This window comes from Dysgonomonas sp. ZJ279, from assembly GCF_011039205.1.
Taxonomy (GTDB): domain Bacteria; phylum Bacteroidota; class Bacteroidia; order Bacteroidales; family Dysgonomonadaceae; genus Dysgonomonas.
In genome coordinates this window covers 1-2124 of sequence record NZ_JAAKEL010000052.1, presented here as the reverse complement: position 1 = coordinate 2124, position 2124 = coordinate 1, and the positions used below count along the sequence as shown (strand labels likewise).

The window sequence follows — 2124 nt, the reverse complement described above, 5'->3', positions numbered from 1 at the left end:
TTCATAATGATATTATTGAGGTCTCAAACTTTATTTATAGTTGAATCTGAATAACAAGAAGTTCCTTCTCCAGCTTCAGTTGTTTGTACATCGCTACAACATTCATCTGATGGAGTTAGTTCCACAGAAAGCAAAAGCTCTGAGTCATGCCACCATGCGAAATATTAAGCAAAACCTGTTTTTTGCGTTCATTTACAACTCGCTTGGTATTCCTTTGGCAGCAGGAATCCTGTTCCCTGTATTCGGAATTCTTTTATCGCCTATGATTGCCGCTGCTGCTATGAGCCTGAGTTCGGTATCTGTTATTGTGAATGCTTTGAGATTGCGAAAATTGAAACTTTAATGCAAAGTTGATGTAGGTCGTTTCAGGTTGGTTTGACGTTTTGAAACTTACAGAATCAGTAGATACCTACTGTATGAGCAAATGTATTATGGCCAGAGCTACAATGTATTGCTAAAGAATGGACGAGGAATATTAAATAAGAGTAAACAATGGGAATCTTTACATTTCCACGCCTTTCTTCTTTTGATTGATACTGGAAGTTATTTACTGCAGAATTTTCACCTAAGTTTGATACATCAAACATTACAATTGAAGATAAATTTTATAGCCTTATCATTCCTGTTTTAACGGCATCAACACGCCACTATATCCCCTTTGCGAATATCTATTTGCGGACACACTGGTAAAAATTCAAGCCTCACGGTTTAGTATCAAAATATTATGCTCTGCATAATATTTTGATGCTAAAAATTTTACGTGTCGTCCGCTTCATAAAAGGAGCAAAGGGGATATAGCTCGCCGTGCCGATGCCGGTGCATATAAGACAGGAGGAATGTTATTGTCATGATTCGTCACGTGAACAGTAAAATAATGTAAGAGATCAATCTATTGTTTCAGTTTAGGGGGATAAAAGCTGCCGGCACTCAGTCCTTGCATATAAGTTGTCTATTTTCCTTTTCTTTGACTCTTCTGTGCGGCTCTGCCTCACCTTTACTTTAATTCCTAAAATAGGATAAAGATACGATGGAGGAAATTTCACTAACCAGAGATAGTTATTACAGCTATACATAAAAACCACAAAACATACTAAACACCATACTTGGTTAGATTAAGACGAAAAGATTTCAATGCACAGCATATAAGATAATTGACCCTATTGACAGAGAGACCTGTATTATCTGCAATCTCCCTGTATGAGAGGTCTTCTTCCCTGCTCATCTTAAAAGCCTTCTTCCGATGTCTGGTTAACTTATCCATCTCCTGCTTTATCAGTCCTTCTATTTCATTGGCAGTTACCTCTCTGAATGTATCTGATTGGTGATCTGCAATCTCGGCTAACAGACATTCTGGCAAGCGTTCAAATCTACCAATGACTCTCAGTTTATCAAATATCGGCATGTTATTAAACAAATTTCACTTAGAGAAACCATTTTCTCTAAGTAATTAAATACTTGTATCATTATTTTGCTTTTCAGAATTCACACGGTAATACGAAAACTGCTGGGTCAGTAAATAGAATTACGTGTTTTTAATGAACTTCCGTGTGAATTCCTAGTAAGCAAATTGTTTAAATATAATTCTGATCTGTTTTGACTAAGCAGGTTTCACAGCCTCTAGGTAATTTAGAGCATCAGTAACTTAAATTGATTGAGTAAGTAGTGTCTATGAATTGCTGCGAAACCTGAATTAGCCGAAGTCTGGGTATGAACTTCTTCTCTCTTCTCTCTCCTTCTCTTTTATTCTTTATAGCCTGGTTGTATTAGAATTGATATATCTTTGACACCAGCAAAAATATTTAAGCACTCATCAGTATTTAGTTAGAGAGTGTTTAAATTCCTATGTGACCTAATCAAATCGAATTAACAGCATACGGACCTAACCCGAATATACCTAAATTTCATTAGCAGTTTTCAATAAGAACAATAGTTGCATGAATTTCCGGATAGTATTCCCTATCTTTACTTAGGGTTAAAAGACTAATTCAATATTTCAGTGTATAATATAATTGAAAAGTAGTCCACTTAGTAATTGAAAAGTATACCACTAAGTGTCTCGGATGAGATTGGCTAAAGATATTTATTCTTCATCAGGTTGTAACATTTTTTTAGTTTCTTTAACTC

At 35.5% G+C, this 2124-nt stretch carries 1 protein-coding gene and 1 pseudogene; one reads left to right on the top strand and one right to left on the bottom strand.

Features of this window, described 5'->3' with window-relative positions; genetic code table 11:
* Nucleotides 1-130 precede the first annotated feature (130 nt).
* A pseudogene (locus G7Y57_RS17800) lies at nucleotides 131-343 on the top strand (haloacid dehalogenase); the annotation flags it as partial.
* Nucleotides 344-1090: 747 nt separating this feature from the next.
* Here G7Y57_RS17800 and G7Y57_RS17795 read toward each other — a convergent pair.
* Entirely contained in the window at nucleotides 1091-1402 is a 312-nt protein-coding gene (locus G7Y57_RS17795) for a sigma factor-like helix-turn-helix DNA-binding protein (RefSeq protein WP_165027344.1), read from the bottom strand.
* Nucleotides 1403-2124: the final 722 nt, after the last annotated feature.

Coding starts and splice junctions, on each gene's coding strand:
- G7Y57_RS17795 (WP_165027344.1), bottom strand. CDS start 1,402: ATGCCGATATTTGATAAACTGAGAGTCATTGGTAGATTTGAACGCTTG.